3 protein-coding genes are annotated in these 2,112 nt (G+C 55.4%); all 3 read right to left on the bottom strand.

Going from position 1 to position 2,112, the window contains the following annotated elements; genetic code table 11:
• A partial coding sequence (locus PSTU_RS22300) for a PepSY domain-containing protein (RefSeq protein WP_413771562.1) occupies window positions 1–332 on the bottom strand: 332 nt, incomplete at its 3' end.
• Window positions 226–705, bottom strand: coding sequence for a thermonuclease family protein (locus PSTU_RS0115825; RefSeq protein WP_019341997.1), 480 nt, complete (start codon window positions 703–705; stop codon window positions 226–228). The genes PSTU_RS0115825 and PSTU_RS22300, both read right to left, overlap by 107 nt.
• A gap of 895 nt (window positions 706–1,600) precedes the next feature.
• A partial coding sequence (locus tag PSTU_RS21790; RefSeq protein ID WP_036993338.1) for a hypothetical protein occupies window positions 1,601–2,112 on the bottom strand: 512 nt, incomplete at its 5' end.

Raw genomic sequence — 2,112 nt, 5'->3', positions numbered from 1 at the left:
TCGACCGGGCGTGCGCCGATCCAGTCATGACGCTCAGGCCTGGTTCGCCGCGAGCCGGTCCAGAACAACAGGCCGGTGCCGATCAATACGCAACCGCTGAGGCCGCCAGCGAGGTACAGCCAGCGCAGCGTCCAGTGGTCGAACTGGGTGAAATGCGGGCCTGTGAGAAAGCGCTGCACGCCACAAACATCCATTCGGCGGAACGGGCGGCTCAGGTGAAGCGGGCTAGCGGTTCTTGCGCATTTGCTCGCGCCATTTCCATGGCGGTTGCTGCTCGGTCTTGTGCAATGACCACAGGCCGCGCCTGAACTCGCGCGCGACCGCCTCCAGATCGAGCAGTGTGCGGTCGTCCAGGTGACCGCGATATGCCCAGGCAGCGCCGCTCCTGACCATTCCCGAATTGACGTCGATGTTGCCGACGTAGACGCGTGCCAGGGTTCGCCCCAGCTCATCGCGGCCCTTGACCGTGAGGGTCACGTTTTTGCCGAAGATCTGGCTGGAGAGCGCTTGCCGGGCCTGAATGCCATAGGGCTGTTTTAGCTCCGGGGCATCGACTTCCGCCAACCTGACCCTGAGCCTGTCGCCCACGTTAGTCCGGCAGCTGAAGCTGTTGCCGTCTGCGATTCCGATCACCCGGCAGTCGAATGATTCTGCCGAGACAGACATGGTAGTGATGAGCAGAACGGCAAGTAGAGAGCGCAGCACGAGGGCATCCATGCAGTTTGGAGCGGGCGAGGGTAACAGGCTGGTCGTTTCGCTAATCGGAGGCAGGTCTCAGAGGGTTCGTCTGGCGCTGGCGAAATCGCGACCGGTCGCGCATGGCGGGAAATACGCTGCACCGCCGCCTGATTGCCATGGTGTGCGCAACGTTCAGAAGGCGGCAAGCTGATACCGATGCAGGATCTTCGGCACCGTACCATCGGATCATGCCTGGTCGTATCCGTGCTTGCGGCGATTCGTCCAGATACTTTTCTTGCACTGACTGAACCAGGCTGTCCGCCCGCGGGAAAGGACAGGGCAATATCACCTGATGCTCGCTACGTTTTGGCGCTGCTCCCTTGCGCATCATAAAGATGCTTCTGGAAACCGAAAAAAAGATTCTTGATCAGCTCCGGCCTACCCAGATCTGTAACTGCATCGTTAATCGCGTTTTTGTAGCGAAGCTTCAACAAAGGGGAGAGCTTTTCCGGACCTCGTCCTCATCGTAGAAAAAGCTGACAGATTGCCGAACAGGCTTTCAGAGGGAGGTCTCCGAACAGCTCAACGAGTATCCGAAGCACGTAAGGGCGGGCCGTATCTCAAGTCCCAGTGCTGGGCGCAGCTCTTCAGGAACGGCTGGAAGCTGCCATCTGTACCGCCTTGTGTACCAAGGTAGGCGGGCTTAGCAGTGCCGTAGACACAAAAAACCCCTGACTCCGTTAGGAGTCAAGGGCTTAGATGTAATGGTGCCCAGGGACGGAATCGAACCGCCGACACTGGTTGTAGACATGTAAACCCTTGTAAAATCGTCCTCCGGGGAGGTCTGTAGTTCGCAAGTGTACCCGCAATGTGTACTCGGGTGCCACCGGCGTTTTAGTAGTCCACTGTCTGGTGCTGGAGTTTATTTACTCAGTTCGGTCAGTGCCTCGAAGAAAGTGATGATGTCATCCGCGATTTCTGTCTGCTCAAGCGTTCTTCCAATGTCCTCACGAGTTAACCCAAATTTGGATTTGATGGAGTCTCCGGATGTAAATATCTCTTTGGCGTGAGCTTCTCTAATCGCTATGGCTACATCTGACTTGGTGTGATCGGTAGGAAGTGAAATTGCATGGGCGTTAAAGAAATCTTCAATTTCGATAACTTCAGTTTTGGCTGCTCGTGCTATTGCGGTCTTGCATAGAAGATAACCTTCGATATGCCTTCTACGCCATTTCATGGCTTGGAAAGAGGGCTGGGGCGTGAAACCCTTATCCATGAGGTTTTTACCAACAGTAGCATCTGCCTCATTGTCTCTGTCGCGGATGCTTATTGCTTGAAGCCCTGTTATTTCTTTTTTCAGTTGAACAAAAAGCTTGTGGCGTTCGGATGCAGAACCAGTCCAGAACCAAGGCACAATATTCTTTGGCCAGGAAA

Source organism: Stutzerimonas stutzeri SDM-LAC (assembly GCF_000235745.1).
Lineage (GTDB): Bacteria > Pseudomonadota > Gammaproteobacteria > Pseudomonadales > Pseudomonadaceae > Stutzerimonas > Stutzerimonas stutzeri_H.
The sequence above is the reverse complement of the archived record's forward strand: the minus strand, read 5'-3'. Positions and strand labels throughout refer to the sequence as shown.